Annotated in this window: 16 protein-coding genes and 2 other annotated features; of the genes, 8 read left to right on the plus strand and 8 right to left on the minus strand. The window is 46.5% G+C overall.

What is annotated here, in order from left to right; translation table 11 throughout:
- Positions 1–25 precede the first annotated feature (25 nt).
- A complete protein-coding gene (locus tag BM184_RS11630) occupies positions 26–706 on the minus strand; it encodes a methionine ABC transporter permease (RefSeq protein ID WP_086943754.1) in 681 nt (226 codons plus the stop codon).
- Complete coding sequence (locus BM184_RS11635) at positions 703–1,779, minus strand: methionine ABC transporter ATP-binding protein (RefSeq protein WP_086943755.1); 1,077 nt, start codon at positions 1,777–1,779, stop codon at positions 703–705. The genes BM184_RS11630 and BM184_RS11635 overlap by 4 nt, the downstream gene beginning before the upstream one ends.
- A 56-nt stretch (positions 1,780–1,835) precedes the next feature.
- Positions 1,836–2,086: a binding site (T-box leader), on the minus strand.
- Positions 2,087–2,142: 56 nt separating this feature from the next.
- Positions 2,143–2,410, minus strand: a binding site (T-box leader).
- A gap of 263 nt (positions 2,411–2,673) precedes the next feature.
- On the opposite strand from BM184_RS11635, the gene BM184_RS11640 reads away from it, so the two are divergent.
- Positions 2,674–3,831 (plus strand): aminotransferase class I/II-fold pyridoxal phosphate-dependent enzyme, encoded by a 1,158-nt coding sequence (locus BM184_RS11640; RefSeq protein ID WP_086943756.1) that lies wholly within the window; start codon positions 2,674–2,676, stop codon positions 3,829–3,831.
- A 72-nt stretch (positions 3,832–3,903) separates the two neighbouring features.
- Complete coding sequence (locus BM184_RS11645) at positions 3,904–4,092, plus strand: 2-hydroxymuconate tautomerase (protein ID WP_086943757.1); 189 nt, start codon at positions 3,904–3,906, stop codon at positions 4,090–4,092.
- 125 nt (positions 4,093–4,217) lie between these two features.
- On the opposite strand, the gene BM184_RS11650 is transcribed toward BM184_RS11645, so the two are convergent.
- A complete protein-coding gene (locus BM184_RS11650) occupies positions 4,218–4,571 on the minus strand; it encodes a winged helix-turn-helix transcriptional regulator (protein WP_086943758.1) in 354 nt (117 codons plus the stop codon).
- A 149-nt stretch (positions 4,572–4,720) separates the two neighbouring features.
- Between BM184_RS11650 and BM184_RS11655 the strand changes: the two genes are divergently transcribed.
- Both BM184_RS11655 and BM184_RS11660 read left to right on the plus strand, forming a co-directional pair.
- Positions 4,721–5,497 (plus strand): PhzF family phenazine biosynthesis protein, encoded by a 777-nt coding sequence (locus BM184_RS11655; RefSeq protein WP_086943759.1) that lies wholly within the window; start codon positions 4,721–4,723, stop codon positions 5,495–5,497.
- Between the two features lie 36 nt (positions 5,498–5,533).
- The gene (locus BM184_RS11660; protein ID WP_086943760.1) at positions 5,534–5,998 is read left to right on the plus strand and encodes a RidA family protein; all 465 of its coding nucleotides are present in this window, start codon (positions 5,534–5,536) and stop codon (positions 5,996–5,998) included.
- Between the two features lie 184 nt (positions 5,999–6,182).
- Here the strand turns inward: BM184_RS11660 and BM184_RS11665 are convergent, their stop codons facing one another.
- The 5 genes from BM184_RS11665 to BM184_RS11685 form a co-directional block, all read right to left on the minus strand.
- A complete protein-coding gene (locus BM184_RS11665) occupies positions 6,183–6,497 on the minus strand; it encodes a hypothetical protein (RefSeq protein WP_086943761.1) in 315 nt (104 codons plus the stop codon).
- A gap of 130 nt (positions 6,498–6,627) precedes the next feature.
- Positions 6,628–7,506, minus strand: coding sequence for a helix-turn-helix domain-containing protein (locus tag BM184_RS11670; RefSeq protein ID WP_086943762.1), 879 nt, complete (start codon positions 7,504–7,506; stop codon positions 6,628–6,630).
- 296 nt (positions 7,507–7,802) lie between these two features.
- Positions 7,803–8,615, minus strand: coding sequence for a sugar-phosphatase (gene yidA, locus BM184_RS11675; RefSeq protein WP_086943763.1), 813 nt, complete (start codon positions 8,613–8,615; stop codon positions 7,803–7,805).
- The gene (locus BM184_RS11680; protein WP_245830777.1) at positions 8,612–9,997 is read right to left on the minus strand and encodes an HD domain-containing protein; all 1,386 of its coding nucleotides are present in this window, start codon (positions 9,995–9,997) and stop codon (positions 8,612–8,614) included. Before BM184_RS11680 ends, yidA begins: the two co-directional genes overlap by 4 nt.
- 19 nt (positions 9,998–10,016) lie before the next feature.
- Positions 10,017–10,868, minus strand: coding sequence for a lipoate--protein ligase family protein (locus BM184_RS11685; protein WP_086943765.1), 852 nt, complete (start codon positions 10,866–10,868; stop codon positions 10,017–10,019).
- A 215-nt stretch (positions 10,869–11,083) separates the two neighbouring features.
- Here BM184_RS11685 and BM184_RS11690 point away from each other — a divergent pair, with 215 nt between their 5' ends.
- The 4 genes from BM184_RS11690 (at position 11,084) to fba (ending at position 15,306) form a co-directional block, all read left to right on the plus strand.
- Positions 11,084–11,509, plus strand: a complete 426-nt coding sequence (locus BM184_RS11690) for a YwiB family protein (protein ID WP_177208644.1) — start codon at positions 11,084–11,086, stop codon at positions 11,507–11,509.
- A gap of 44 nt (positions 11,510–11,553) precedes the next feature.
- Entirely contained in the window at positions 11,554–12,162 is a 609-nt protein-coding gene (gene rpoE / locus BM184_RS11695) for a DNA-directed RNA polymerase subunit delta (RefSeq protein ID WP_086943767.1), read from the plus strand.
- A gap of 498 nt (positions 12,163–12,660) precedes the next feature.
- A complete protein-coding gene (locus BM184_RS11700; protein WP_086943768.1) occupies positions 12,661–14,268 on the plus strand; it encodes a CTP synthase in 1,608 nt (535 codons plus the stop codon).
- Between the two features lie 180 nt (positions 14,269–14,448).
- The gene (gene fba / locus BM184_RS11705; protein ID WP_086943769.1) at positions 14,449–15,306 is read left to right on the plus strand and encodes a class II fructose-1,6-bisphosphate aldolase; all 858 of its coding nucleotides are present in this window, start codon (positions 14,449–14,451) and stop codon (positions 15,304–15,306) included.
- The last annotated feature ends 408 nt before the right edge of the window (positions 15,307–15,714 follow it).

Consider the following 15,714-nt stretch of genomic DNA (forward strand, 5'->3'; position numbering starts at 1 on the left):
TTTCCTCCGTTTTTGTTTTTTTATATTAGTGACTAACTTTTTTGACCAAAGCATTTCCGATGGCTTGGCTGATGAATACGATGATCAGGATGATGATGGTTGCGACCAAGGTCACGTCGTTCTGGAATCGGTTGTAGCCGCGGGTGATGGCCAGGTTACCCAAGCCGCCTCCGCCGATGGCTCCAGCCATTGCCGTCAAACCGATCAGGTTGATGATCGTTACGGATGATACGCGGATGATGCCGGGCAAACCTTCCTTCAGATAGACTCGGAAGATGATTTCCCCAGGGCTGGCACCCATTGACTGGGCTGCCTCGATGACGCCGGGATCGACTTCAACCAATGCATTTTGGATCTGACGGGCATAGAAGGGAACCGTCGCTACAACCAGCGGTACGATCGATGCAGTCGTTCCGATCGAAGTGCCGACCACGAACCGCGTGAACGGTACGATCAGCGCCATCAGGATGATGAAGGGCAGTGAACGGAAGATATTGACGAGCTTATCCAGAACGTTGTACAGATGTTTGCTCTCAAGGATACCCCCATCTTGGGTGACAACCAGAATTACGCCTAGGATGACTCCCAGCACACCTGCGATCAGTCCGGCAACGAGCGTCATGTATAAGGTCTCCCATGTGCTCAGGAGCACTTCATCCCAGATTTCAGAGACGTTAGGGAGAAATGTTGTGATGAATGTATTCATTCTTCAGCTCCTCCTTTATTTTTCTTTTCGGCGATGATTTCATCGGTTATGATCTCGACTGTCACGCCATTATCCTGCAGATAGCGGACGGCTTTTGCGATTGCTTCCGGTGTTCCGCTCAGGACGAGGAGCAGGGTGCCGACTGGCGTGTCCTGCAGGATCTCGACGTTTCCGAAGAGGATGTTGCCTTGGACATTGAATGTATTGGCCAGTTTTGCGATAAGCGGCTCGCCTGTGGAACCTCCTACGAATGAAAGCTTTGTCAGCACATCATGTTCGTTCAGGTTCAGGATGGTCGGGTGGGTGATGACCGTTTCGATGCCGTGCTCGACATGTGTTGCTGTATCGATGAAGTCCTTCGTCAATTGATTCTGCGGCTTCGTGAAGATGTCAAGGATCGAGCCGTATTCGATCACGCCGCCGTTTTCCATCACAGCCACTTTGTTGCAGATTTCCTTCACGACCTGCATCTCATGGGTGATGATGACGATCGTCAGGTTCAATCTCTTGTTCAGCTCTTTCAATAAAGCCAGTATCGAAGAAGTCGTTTTTGGATCCAAAGCGCTGGTCGCTTCATCGCAAAGCAGCACTTCCGGGTCGTTCGCCAAAGCGCGGGCGATGGCCACACGCTGTTTTTGCCCTCCTGACAATTGGGAAGGGTAAGCTTTGGCTTTTTCGGACAACCCAACCAATGAAAGAAGTTCCGTTACCTTGTCGTGGATCTCCTTTTTACTTAAGGAAGAATTCTTCAAGGGAAATGCGACGTTGTCGTAAATGGTGCGGGAACGCATCAGATTGAAATGCTGGAAAATCATCCCGATTTTTTTGCGGGACTCGCGCAGGTCCTTGTCGTTCAATGCCATCATATCTTTTCCGCTCACGATGACTTTTCCTTCAGTCGGCCGCTGCAGAAGATTGATGGTCCTTACTAATGTACTTTTGCCGGCGCCGCTGTATCCGACGATGCCGTAGACGTCGCCTTTATCGACATCCAGGGAAACATGCTGCACGGCATGGATGGCCTTGTTTTTGTCTGCTTTAAAAGTCACTGAGATATCCTGTAGACTGATCATGTATCTTTCCTCCTCTAATAAAAAAAAACATCCATCCTACATCAAAAAAATATGACGTTAAGGACGAATGCGGACGCTTCGTGTTACCACCTTTGTTCGAATCCCCCTCGCGGCAGGATTCCTCCATGAGTGAAGGCTTGCTTCACTCGTGCACGATAAAGGGTGCTCCCTTGAGAGACTCACTGCTTGCGCAGCTCATCCCTCCCGCTCCGAGGCCATCTTCAAAACCGTTCCGTATACCTGTTCTCATCCAACCAGGCTCGCTGTGATACGTTGCGGTTTTTACTTTCCTCTTCCTTGCGTTTACATTTTATCATAAAATCAAAAAACTCTCGCCTTATCTGCTGCATATTCTATGCGCAAGATAAGGACGAGAGGTCAAAGTTCGATCTCGTGTTACCACCTTAGTTCACGAAAGCATCGCTGCATCCGCCTTAGCCAGTGCGCCTGCAAATTGCTGCAAGTCAGACTGTGACACTGTAACGGGCGTTCCCGTCCTGTCTTAAGAAATTACTCTTCGGACAAGCCACTCTGAGACCATCTTCAACCAACACTTCCTTGCTTGCTTTCACCTGACCAAGCTCTCTAATGAAGGAGTGGAATGATTTACTCTTCTCTTCGCTGTGTTTTTGATGTGATTAATATACCCAATCCCGCTTTCTTTGTCAACAGATAAGATTAAAAAGAAACGCAAAATTTTCAAATTTTCTCATTTTGCGAAACGGAAAACGCTCTCACGAAACGGACGATGCCATGGTGCGCTTGACTTATTGCCCGAATAGTCGTATTCTGATTAATATTAAAATTATGTGAGAAAAAGGATATATTCCTATAAAAAAGCATATGCCGAGGGGATTCTGGCGGTGATGCAAACTTGGATGGAGGATGTAATACATGGCTTTGACAACGAATGAACTATTTTCCCGCATCAAACCTTCGCAGATACGCGAATTTGATGAATTATTCCGCAGCGTGGAAGACTGCATTCCGATGACGATCGGGGAACCGGATTTTGATATGCCCGAAAACGTCAAGCGAGCCGCCATCAAGGCGATCGAGGACAATGCCTCCCATTATGCCCACACTTCCGGCGAAATCGGCGTCCGTAAGGCAGTCAGCGAATTCCTGGAAAAGCAATATGATCTGCACTACGATCCCGAAACCGAAATCGTCATGACAGTGGGCGCCACTGAAGGGCTCTTTGCTGCGGCTTTCGGCTTGTTGAACCCGGGCGATCAGGTCATCATCCCGTCGCCGTACTTTCCCTTATACAGTTATGCGGTGGAACTGAACCGCGGCGAATGCATCCTCGTCGATACTTCCGACACCGGCTTTTTGATGACACCGGAGCTGCTGCACAAGACGATGGCCGAAAACAAAAATGTCAAAGCGCTCTTTTTGAACTATCCGAGCAATCCGACAGGCGCTACTTATACAAAAAAGGAACTGACGGCTTTGGCCGATGCGATCAAGCAGTACGACATCTTTGTGCTGAGCGATGAAATCTACAGCGAAATCACCTATGGGGAAAAGCATACGTCGATTGCGACCCTGCTGCGTGACCGCACAATCCTGTTCCAAGGGGCTTCGAAAGCTTTTGCGATGACGGGCTGGCGTGTCGGTGTGCTGGCAGCGGATGCGAAATGGATGAAGACCTTGTTCTTGGCCCATCAGCAATTGGTGACGACCGGCGTAACGGTTTCCAACCGTGCTGCCGAAGAGGCTTTCCGCAACAGCGCGCCGGACGTTGAAAAGATGCGCTCCGAATATGAAAAAAGAAGAAACATCCTCGTTCCCGCCTTGCAGGAAGCCGGCTTTGAGGTTCCCGCACTGAAAGGGGCTTTCTACGCTTTTGCGAAGATTCCGGCGAAGTTCGGTACGGACGACAAGGCCTTCTGCCGCGAAATCGGCATGAACGCCAAAGTGGGCATGCTCCCGGGCTCGATCTTCGGACCCGGCGGAGAAGGTTATGTCCGCATGAGCTACGCGCTGAGCACGGATATGGTCGCTGAGGCGGCTGAACGCCTGAAGACCTACATCGCCTCCAAATAGAGGTGCAATCCACAGGGATACTTGCTAAAATATAACTGAGTTGAAACCATAAATCGAAAAGAGGGAATTGAAATGCCATATGTTCACATCGAATTGCTGGAAGGCAGAACCGACGAGCAGAAACAAGGGCTGATGCGCGATGTCGTGGATGCTGTCGTAAAAAATGCCAATGTATCGAAGGAAAGCGTGCACGTGATCCTGAATGAGATCTCGAAACAACATTTGACCAAAAACGGCGAATTCATAGGCGAAAAAGCTTAAGGATGCCATAAAATAAGCCAAGTCCGGGATGGGAAATCCGGACTTGGCTTATTTTTTATCAGATTCCATAGCAACCGTGTATTTAATGGGTATGGCCTTGCCGATAACTCAATTCCAACAATCCATTACTGGTTCCCATCGATACAAGGATTAGGAATACCGCGCTCATCAAAGTAATAAGCACCCCAATTACGCAAGCCTTCTAAAATTGGAATCAAACTTTCTCCTAATGTTGTTAAAGAATATTCCGTTTTGGGTGGGACAACAGGATAAACGACTCTTCTGATTAATCCATCAGCCTCAAGTTCTCGTAGCTGCTGTGTCAACATTTTAGGAGTGGCTTTGGGGACTGCCCTCTGCAGTTCACTAAATCTTAAAGTTTCATTCACCAAATGCCACAAGATGATAGTCTTGTATTTTCCGCCGATGAAGCTTGTTGCAGCTTCTATCGGGCAACTGAATGTTTGATTGGTCCTCATGTTTACAGATCTCCTTAGTATCTTTTTGGGTAGTATATTACCAAAAAGTGCATTCTTGCTTTATTGATAATCAACGCTATATTAATAATAGCAACTCTGCATGAAATTGCAATAAAACCCTTATTAATATAAGTAAAGGAGCTGGAAAAATGAGATATTATGTGGTTGACGCTTTTGCGGAAAAGGTCTTTGAAGGAAATCCTGCCGGTGTCTGTATTATGGAGGAATGGTTACCGGATGACACTATGCAAAACATCGCTAGTGAGAACAATCTTTCCGAGACAGCCTTTGCCGTAAAGGAAAAAACCGGCTATCATCTGCGCTGGTTCACGCCAGGTGGGGAAATAGATCTGTGTGGTCATGCTACTTTAGCGACAGCCTATGTCCTGATGAGATTTGTAGATACAGACCGAACTTCTATCCGCTTCAACACGATGAGTGGGGAGCTGACCGTTAACAAAAAAGATGACTTGTATGAACTGGATTTCCCGATCATCATTCCTGAAAAATATCCTGTGTCAGAGCAGATGATAGACGCTCTAGGTGTTGAACCAGTGGAAGTGTATAAAGGGCGTGACTTAATTTTTCTTTTAAAATCGGAAGATGCGGTTCGCAATCTCGCACCGGATTTTGAAAAAGTAAAAAAACTTCCTGGATTAGCTGTGTTTGTAACTGCAAAAGGAAAATCCTATGATTATGTGGCAAGAGCATTCTTCCCGAAATTAAATATCAATGAAGACCCTGTTACCGGCGCGATGCAATGCAGTCTAGTTCCGTTTTGGACAGAAAGATTGGGGAAAACGGAAATGGTTGCTCGCCAGCTGTCGCAACGAGGGGGGACGGTATACTGCAAAAATAATGGTGACCGGGTAAAAATTAGCGGTCACGCAGCTTTGTATTCTATCGGGGATATTTTTATCGATTGAAACAAATAAATACAAATGAAAAGGAGTTTTGGTATTATGAAAGTTGAACAGAAAATCAATCAATTGGGTATTACATTACCAGAAAAATCTACTCCCAGTGCAATGTACATTCCTGTAAAACAATTAGGAAATGCTTTGTTTGTATCAGGACATATTCCGATTGTTAACGGGGAACTTGTTTATACAGGGAAAGTCGGCAGTGAAAGAACATTAGAAGAAGCACAGGATGCAGCAAAAATTTGCACGATTAATATATTGGCAGCAGTCAAGGATTACCTGGGTGATTTGGACCGTGTTTTAAATGTCGTTAAACTACAAGGATTTGTAAACAGTGAAGTTGGATTTTTAGAACAATATATTGTTATTAATGCTGCATCCCAGCTGTTATTCGATGTGTTCGGAGAGGCCGGAAGACATGCACGTACAGCACTCGGTACAGCACATCTTCCACTGGATGCCACAGTTGAAATTGAAGCGATTTTTGAGATTGAGGAAGTGTAAGGACTTGTGAACCTAAGCGTCATAGTGGTTCCTGAATCAGGGCTGAGCAAACCCGTTCCGCGTTTATTGCCCGATGTCTACAGAAACCAAATATCGCCGATGATCAGACGGATCCAATTCATGGGTGAGCCCCCTTTCTCAGAACAGGCAAGCTTGCGACCGAATATAATGACTACAAAAACAGCTATTTTTCGTAAAAGGTACTTTTGATGTAGAGAAGCAGGAAGATAGCCATGAGGACAACGACATTCAGCGCAAACCCCCAACTAGGAGGAAGGAGCTGTATTAATAAGGCAAGCACAATCAGATTCAAAGCATCGATGCCAAGGAAGGTCCAATGCTTCGCGGATTCCATACAGTTGCTGGAAACGAACAACAAGCCACTGCATATACCGATTGTTAGCCACCAAGATTCTGACACTTCCGGATACCGTACCATTCCGATCAGGCAAGCACAGCCCAGTATATAAGCGCACAGATTACAACTTTTTGGATTCATGGACTTCCCCGCCTCCCTCGAATAAGTGGTCATTCTGGGAATTGTCAGGACAGTCTTCCCATAGTTGCTTTCATTTTAATACAGATCCTGCGTCTCTCTACAAAATATTCCTATAAGCATAAAAGAGCAATCAGTTTTTTGATTGCTCTTTCAGGAGATTGTATTCATTTTCGAGATTGGCTTTGAAGGCCGGATCATCTGCCGCTTCGATCAATTGGAAAGCTTGATCGAGCAGCAGCTGGCCTTCGGGATTGCCCGTCTTCGCTAAGGCGAAACCTTTTCTGAGATAGCAGACACATAAATGCCGGTAGGAGCCGGCCTTCTTTGCAGCCGGGATAAGCTCATCGATGCAGGCAATCGTCTCTTCATAGCGTTTATTCTTCAATAGCAGTAAGCACAAGTTATAGCGTAGCGAGGTGGCTATCTTTGTGGCCGAAGGATGGCCGGCATATTTTTTCGTTTGTGTGAAGGCGGTCTCGGAGATCAGAATGGCTTCGTCGATAGGGAACAGAAACAGCATGGCGTTGATCATCCCCAATTCGACCAAGTACCAACCGTCAAGCTTTTCAAGCCTTTTCCATACCGGAATCGCTTCTTTCCGGGCGTTCAGAATATCTCCTGTTCGGGCCAAAATGATTAGTGCATCCGTTAGATGAACGATGTCCGTGATGATGTAATCGGTATGGATCCCCAAATAGTTCAGGGCTTTCTCCCGGATTTCCTTCAAGAGGGGGACATCGTTGAAGGACAGGTTCATAAAAGCTGCCACCAATTGCTCCTTTTCGGAATGATTGTATTCATTCATGATGTAATGGAGTTCTTCATCGGTCATGTCCAGCCTGCTCAAAAGATGCCGGTAGTTGCCCAGCGTCGGCTCGATCAGATCCCTTTCCATCTTGGAATAGGTCGATTGGTGGATCTTGTTTTCCGCCATGTATTGTTGGGAATAGTGTTTGTTTTTCCTTATCCTTAAGAGGGTTTTGCCGAAACCCGCAGAATGATTGTCCATATCAGGCACCTGCTTCACGCGTGATTAAAATAATGGGGCTGTCTCGATGAGACAGCCCTGGTTGTGGTTGGGTGGTATTATTGACTGGTCTGAGGATCGAATTCACGGCGGAATTCCCCGCCAAAATAGATTTGGCGGGGAATCTCGCATTGCCCGCGGATGTTTTTCCCCGCCAAGGTGGTTTCGGCGGGTTTTCTGACTGCGATTTGAACTGTTTTTCCCCGCCAAACTGGTTTTGACGGGTTATTTCAGCCCGAATTCAGTTCCAGACAGCCCCATGCATACCTTTTTCTGGTTTATTTGTTCAGGTAAGTTCTGATTGCGTGTGCCACGCCGCTTTCGGCGTTGGATGTGGTGATGAAATCCGCAGCTTCCTTCACTTTATCGACGGCATTGCCCATCGCGACGCCGACGCCTGCGTATTCGATCATGCTCAGGTCGTTCTCGTTGTCGCCGATCGCCATTATATTTTCCGCTTCGATATTCAACAATGCAGCCAATTCGGCCAAGGCGCTGGCTTTACCGGCATCTTTGTTCAACACTTCCAGGAAATGCGGTTCGCTGCGGACAATCACATAATCCTCGTGGAACTGCGCAGGAATCGCTGGAATCAGGATGTCCAACAGCTCTGGATGGTCGATGAACATGATTTTCGTGAACAATTTATCTTCCGGCAATTCAGCCAATGAGCGATAGCGGATCGGCATCGTCGTAATGAAAGACTCGCGTGTCGTGAAGATGCTGATGTCTTTGTTTGCGGTATAGATGGCTTCGCTATCTATTCCGTGTGTGTGCACATTGAATTTGTCGGCCAATTCGTTGATTCTGACGAAGTCGTTGTAATCCAACGTGTGCGAAACGAGCACTTCGTTTGTTCCTGTGGACAGCACCAAAGAGCCGTTGTAGGTGATGACATAATCTTCGTCTTGATCCAATTCCAATTCTTTGATGTAGCGTTTGACGCCCGGTAACGGTCTGCCTGTGCAGAGTACGATTTTGACGCCTTGTTCACGGGCTTCCGTGATGGCTGCTTTTACTTCCGGGGTGATCTTGAACTCCTTGTCTACCAATGTGCCATCGATGTCGATAGCGATTAATTTGATGCTCATAACGTTCCTCCTGTTTGTTGGGTTGGTAAAATTTCATCATTCTCGAAAAAAGTTGAAAACTCCTGTGAGAGGGATTCGAACAGGTTGATGCCCGCTTCCTCGTCGCTATGGGTAATTTCGCGCGGGAAGTAGAAACGTTCATCCCCGCGGACCTTGCCCGTCAAAGCCGAAACAATCGAACTTGCTTGCGAGAGCTCCAGGAAACTGCCGTTTTTCTGGACAAGCTCAATTTGGGTCCGGGTGGTGGCCTGGTACGGCCGGTAGAGATCATACGGCAGGTCATAACTGTTGTTGACGGCCGTATAGTAATCCCTGTTGAAGCCCATGCGTTCAATGAGCGTACTCATCCGCTCCAGTGTAGCATCATCGCGTCCTTTTGTGTAGCGGACCGATTTGAAAGGATGGCGGTTGACGAAACGATGGGCCAAATCGTTCAGAATCGGATCCTTTTCGTCGAGCCAATGGTTAAAGTAGGTCGTCAGGACCCCGTCATCCAAGCGCAGGTAATCTTTCAGCGTCCAAGTCTGTTTGAAGAACGGCGTCAGGAATGTGGCGGTATGGCGGAATTCGGCCTCTTCATCCAAATAGACATCCTTCGCCCGTTTCAACAGATGGCTCAGCACGACCTCCATGCCGCGGGAAACCGGGTGGAAGTAGATTTGCATATACATTTGATAGCGGCTGACGATATAATCCTCCACCGCATGCATGCCGGAAATGTCAAAGGCGATCCCATGCTCGTAGGGCCTGATGACACGCAGAATCCTCGTCAGGTCGAAATTGCCGTAAGTTACGCCGGAATAATAGGCATCGCGCAGCAGGTAATCCATCCGATCCGCATCGATCTGGCTGGAAATAAGCTGGACGACCTGCGGATTATCGTAGGTTTTGGCGATGACGGCGGCAACCTGATTGGGGAAATCCGGGCCGATCTGCTGCAGAATCCGATTGATTTCGGTATCCGGGGAGGTGATGATCTCGATTGTGATGGCTTCATGGTCCGTATCGAATATTTTTTCAAAGGTATGCGAGAACGGTCCGTGGCCGATGTCGTGCAACAAAGCGGCGCACAGCGTCACAAGCCGCTCCCTATCGTCCCAAAGGCCATCCCCAGGCTCTTTGCTGGGATAATTCCGGACAAATTTATCGCAGATCCGGCGGGCGATTTCGTAGACTCCCAAAGAATGATTGAAGCGGGAGTGTTCGGCGCCGTGGAAAGTATAGGAAGAAGTCCCCAATTGCTTGATCCGGCGCAAACGCTGGAATTCGGGTGTATTGATCAGGTCCATGATGATCCGGTACTGGATGTGGATGTAGTCATGGACAGGGTCACGAAATACTTTTTCTTTCGGCAATAATTCCGCGGAATAGTGTGTACTCAAATCGCATCGCCTCTTTCTGTCAGTCCGCTTCGGGATACTGTTCCTGATTGACTTGTTCATTGCGTTTCTTCATTTTCGCATAAGCTGTTTCATACTCCGCCATCAAACGCTCATTGTATTCTCCGGGCAGGAGCGTGTTGCCGTTGCGGGTGAAAACGGACAGGATCCGTTCTTTTACATCAGCTACAGTCAACGGTTTGTCCAGCAATTCCGCCAAGTTTGCCATGGAGGCGGGATCGACGGCCGGGAAATGCCAGCGGGTTTCTTCGCCTTGCAGGCTTTCTTCGTAGAAGCGGCGGATCATTTCTCCGCGTTGCTGCTGATTGCCGGTCACGCTCATGTAGATCATGATGGCCACACCGTTTTTGAAACGGCGCTGCGCGATGCCGGCGAATTTTTTGCCGTTGATGCTCAGATCGAAGTCGCCCGGACAATAGGAGTCGCTGATTTCGAAGGCTTCAATCACCTGTTCGGAATCGGAAAAAGTCTGCTCAACCAGTTCTTTCATAAGCACATAACCGTCATGGATGGTGAGTTTGGCTTTTTCGGTTTCCGGAAGCACCAAGGAGAAGTTCAGGATTCCCTCATCGGCTACGACGGCCAATCCGCCGGCGTTGCGGACGACGATATCGGTCGGGACGTTCCTTAAGTAACGCAGCCCGTCCTCCAGATGGGGCAGGCGGGTGTCCATCATGCCCAGGATGACCAGCTTTTCCATCGGCCAAAAATGCAACGCTGCCGGAGCTTCAGCGTTCCCGACCAATCTGATCAGTGCATCGCCCATCGCGAAGTGCGAGAGGGGGTCAACTCCGAATGCTGTATTTGAAGTATCGTAGATATGATAAATGTTGTTTTTTAAATGGTTTGTCATGTTCGTTTCCTTATCTTTGGGGCTGTTTCTGCTCCCATTATAGCAAAGTTCCGGAAAGATTTGAGTGTGAATTGCACAGAAAGGCAGGATTTCTTAGCATTTTGGAAAATCAGCCCGCAAATGATTGACCAGCGCTCATTTGTACCGCTATACTGTATTTGAAAAACACGTGCGACCGCGAGGCTTCCGCACGATGGTCAATGAGGTGGAAAAGCTTGTCTTTAAATGAAGGAATGCCCATCGAGTTCCAATTGGAAACGCTGGTGAAGCAAGAAGGGGAGCAGGAAAGCTTCCTATATGAAGGAATGGGCCAAATCGTGGAAATGGGCAATTGGCTCTATCTGCGCTATATCGAAGCGGAAACAGCTGTCCCGGTTACGTTCAAACTGTCCCGTGAAGGCAAGATGACGATCATCCGCAGAATGGAACAGACGAGCCGTATGACCTTCGATGCAGAAGGAAAAGGCATGGCTATGGTTCCGACGCCGGCCGGATTGATGGAAATCGAAACGATCACCCATGAAATGTTGCTGGAGTTCAAGGAAAAACCGTTTGCCGGAAAAGTAACCTTGCATTATGAGCTCCAGATGAATGAACAAAAATTGGGAGATTATCGAATTGAATTGCAATTTACCACCTGAGTATTGTATGATTAAGAGTAAACTTTTGAAAGGACGTGACACCATTGAAATTGAAGCAATTAGATGGTACTAGCAAAAACGAATTGTCAATGATAGAAGTTGCACACGCAATTTTCGAAGAAAACGGTGACGTACTGGACTTTAACCAATTATTGGTTCAGATACAGGACTATCTTGAAATGTCGGAAGAAGAATTGGAAAGTAAGATGACACGTTTCTACACTGACTTGAACATTGATGGCAGCTTTATTTCTTTAGGAGAAAATCGTTGGGGATTGCGTTCATGGTATCCAATTGATTCAATCGATGAAGAGATTCTTTCCAGTATCGATGAGGACGAAGTGAAAGTCCGCCGCAAGAAACGCAAGAAGCTGAATGCATTCGCTACATCAGAAGATGATGATGATGTTATCGATTATAATGATGACGATCCGGAAGATATTGATGTTGCTGACGAAGATGAAGAAATAGATGTGGATGAGGATGAAGTCGATGACGTCGACGCTGTGGATATCACGGATGACGATGATGACATCACGAGCGGCATCGAAGAAGACTTGACCTTGATCATCGAAGATGAAGAGTTTGAAGACGAAGAAGAGTTCGAAGAGGAAGAAGAGTTCGTTGCGGAAGAAACGGAAGACGAGGAATAATCGTTCCCCGGTATTCAATTCTTTCTTGACACCTTATGTAATTGGATGTATTATCTTCCTTGGGCTCCCAAAAAGCAATTCTTTTTGGAAAGCATACGTTGAATTTTTACAGCTCCCTGTTCTTTAAAGAACAGGGAGCTTTATTTTTTTTAGCAGGCAGGAAAGAGTGGGATGTTTATAAGTTTTTAGTGCATCACCATAGGTGTTCTAGATGCTTGTAAAATATTTCCTGCAACTAAAAAGATGGCTAGCTTCACGGGTTAGCCCTTCGGAATTTAGATAAATCGTACCTATTGCGCTCTGCGATGCTCAGTTGCATGAGAGTCTTAGGGATTCATCCCTTAGAGACCCAGTACAAGGTGACCGTAGGGAACGTTGCATGGCACGATTTCCTAAAATTCTTTCAGGGCTGAACGAACCCGTTCAGCTTTTCTTATTGCAGCGTTGGAGGATCCTTCGGACATAATTTTGCACATTTAAAAACAGGGGGAAGAAAAAATGACAAAGTATATTTTTGTAACAGGCGGGGTAGTATCATCAATCGGTAAAGGTATCGTTGCGGCGTCTTTAGGACGTTTGCTGAAAAACCGGGGATTGAAGATCACGATCCAAAAATTCGACCCTTACATCAACGTGGATCCAGGCACGATGAGTCCTTACCAACACGGGGAAGTGTTCGTCACGGATGACGGCACCGAAACTGATTTGGACTTGGGCCACTATGAACGTTTCATAGACATCAACCTGAATCAATATTCAAATGTGACGACCGGAAAAGTTTATTCTGAAGTCATCCGTAAAGAACGCAAAGGGGACTATCTAGGGGCTACTGTCCAAGTCATCCCGCACATCACGAATGAAATCAAGGAAAAAATTATGCGTGCCGGCGAAACGACGGATTCAGACATCGTCATCACCGAAGTCGGAGGAACAGTTGGGGATATCGAATCCTTGCCATTCCTGGAAGCCTTGCGTCAAATGCGTATGGAAGTAGGCGCTGAAAACGTGCTGTACATCCACACAACCTTGATCCCTTACTTGCGCGCAGCCGGCGAATTGAAGACAAAACCGACGCAGCACAGCGTTAAAGAATTGCGCAGTCTTGGTATCCAACCGAACATTCTGGTTGTGCGTACAGAAATGCCATTGCCGCAACACATCAAAAACAAACTGGCTTCCTTCTGCGATGTGAAACCTGAAGCGGTCATCGAATCCCGTGACGTGGAAACTTTGTACGAAATTCCTTTGATGCTGCAGGAACAGAACATGGATCAGATCGTCTGCGATTATCTTGGTCTGTCCGATCTGCCGCCAGCCGATATGACTGATTGGAAAGCGTTGGTCGAAAAAGTCCAAAACCTTGAAAAAACGACTAAAATCGCGCTTGTCGGAAAATATGTGGAACTGCAGGATGCTTACTTGTCTGTAGCGGAAGCATTGAAGCATGCCGGTTATGCGCACAATACGGAAATCGATATCCAATGGATCAATGCGGAAGAAGTGACTACTGCGAACGCGCAAGAACACTTGGCTACTGCAGATGGCATCTTGGTCCCTGGTGGCTTCGGAGACCGCGGTATCGAAGGCAAAATCGCTGCCATCCAATACGCACGCGAAAACAATGTGCCGTTCTTCGGTATCTGTCTAGGGATGCAATTGGCTTGTGTGGAGTTTGCCCGTAACGTTGTCGGTTTGGAAGACGCGGATTCAGCTGAAACCAATCCGGAATGCAAAAACAACATCATCGACCTGATGCCGGACCAAGAGAACATCGACGAGATGGGCGGAACGTTGCGTTTAGGCCTGTATCCTTGCGAGTTGAAGGAAGGCACGTTGGCTAAGAAACTTTACCACAACGCCGATATGGTGCAAGAACGTCATCGTCACCGTTATGAATTCAACAATGCTTATCGTGAAGCGCTGTCCGAAAAAGGCATGGTCTTCTCAGGTGTATCTCCTGATCAACGCTTAGTGGAAATTGTGGAATTGAAAAACCATCCGTTCTATATTGCTGCCCAGTTCCATCCTGAGTTCATCTCACGCCCGAACAGACCGCAGCCGATCTTTGACGGTTTCATTGCAGCGGCGTTGGAAAAAAGCCTGTAAATCAGAGTTTTTTTCAATAAAAATGAATTATTTTGCGCTTTCATTTTGACTGATTTTCCTAATAAGGTAGTAAAAAATTACATTTTCTGATAAAATGTAATTGTTGTAAAGTGTTCACATTCCAATATGTGAATTTTCTGCAAACAAAAGAGACCAATGGATTCCAAGGAGGCAACAAGAATGAGTCGTTTAGTAAGTATGACAGATATGTTAAACAAAGCGTTAGAAGGAAAGTATGCCGTAGGACAATTCAACATCAACAACCTTGAGTGGACGCAAGCTGTATTGCAAGCTGCACAAGAAGAAAAATCTCCAGTTATTTTGGGTGTTTCTGAAGGCGCAGCAAAATACATGGGCGGACATTTAGTTGTTGCAGCTATGACTAATGCTTTATTAGAAACTATGGACATCACTGTTCCTGTAGCATTGCATCTTGATCACGGTACAAGCTTTGAAAGCTGCAAATCCGCTATCGATGCTGGTTACTCATCTGTAATGATCGACAAATCACATTACCCTATCGATGAAAACATTGCACAAACTAAATTAGTAGTTGAGTACGCACATTCTAAAGGCGCTTCTGTAGAAGCTGAAATCGGAACTGTCGGCGGTACTGAAGACGGAATCACTGGCGGAATCCAATACGCTGATCCGGCTGAATGCCTACGTTTGACTACTGAAACAGCTATCGATGCATTGGCTGCTGCATTAGGTTCCGTACACGGACCTTACTCTGGCGAACCTGTACTTGGTTTCGACGAAATGAAAGAAATTTCTGAATTGACTCACAAACCATTAGTATTGCACGGTGGTTCAGGAATTCCAGAACACCAAATCAAAAAAGCTATCGAGTTCGGACATTCAAAAATCAACGTAAACACTGAATGCCAACAAGTCTTTACAGCTGCTGTAAGAGAAAAATTAGCTACAGACGCTAACGTTTACGATCCTCGTAAAGTTATCGGACCTGGTAAAGAAGCAATCGTTGCTGTCGTTAAAGAAAGAATGCAAGTTTTCGGTTCAAGCAACAAAGCTTAATTTAATCAAACGATCTTCGAGGAGGTCTGGGACCTATGTTCCGGATCTCCTTTTTTTGTTGTCTTATTTTCCTCAACGTATGTGCATCGGCGCCTCATTTTCCATATATTTCTGAGTTTGTGTTAACATTACATCATAAGATAGGGACAGTTTGCTTCAATTGAAGCATAATAGTCATTTTTCACGCTGTTCGGCCGTATCAAATTGAGAAATATAGCGGAAAGTAGACGTTTGCATAAAAAAACTAGTAATGGACCCTGTATTTTTGTTAGAATTGTAGATGATCAACCAACAATCGAATGAAACTAAAAATAATGGTATTTCGGTATCGTTGCACCGTTTTTTCTGTGATAGGCAATCCGGGTGAACGATTCCATTTATTTCCGGGCGATTTGTCGTTCGGCAACT

The sequence above is a fragment of the Trichococcus pasteurii genome (genome assembly GCF_900112935.1).
In the GTDB taxonomy this organism is placed as follows: domain Bacteria; phylum Bacillota; class Bacilli; order Lactobacillales; family Aerococcaceae; genus Trichococcus; species Trichococcus pasteurii.